The organism is Psychrobacter sp. CAL346-MNA-CIBAN-0220 (assembly GCF_040309805.1).
Taxonomy (GTDB): domain Bacteria; phylum Pseudomonadota; class Gammaproteobacteria; order Pseudomonadales; family Moraxellaceae; genus Psychrobacter.
Genome location: NZ_JBEOPF010000423.1, coordinates 1 through 260, shown reverse-complemented (window position 1 = coordinate 260; position 260 = coordinate 1). Strand labels below are relative to the sequence as shown.

Annotated in this window: 1 protein-coding gene; it reads right to left on the bottom strand. The window is 42.3% G+C overall.

Annotated elements, in window-relative coordinates:
• Positions 1–31: 31 nt before the first annotated feature.
• A partial coding sequence (locus AAEY88_RS14225; protein WP_350563434.1) for a monodechloroaminopyrrolnitrin synthase PrnB family protein occupies positions 32–260 on the bottom strand: 229 nt, incomplete at its 5' end.

Sequence of the window (260 nt, the reverse complement as noted above, 5' to 3'; positions counted from 1 at the left end):
CTGTGGCATACAAAAATCATTTTTAGCCATATTAATTAATCCACTGTTTTAGCGTGTTTAAATCATCAAAGCGCGTATTTATGTCGTCACGCTTTGCCGCGGCACGCCTATCTCTTAACTTAGCTAATGAATCGAGCAGTACCGGTAAAGGTGGTCCACTGGCAGTTACTTTGCTTATATGCTGTTGTTGCATTTGCAGTGACGGTTGGGCAATAAACTTCTCAACCAACTGATTATGATGACCGATAGCGGTGTCACCA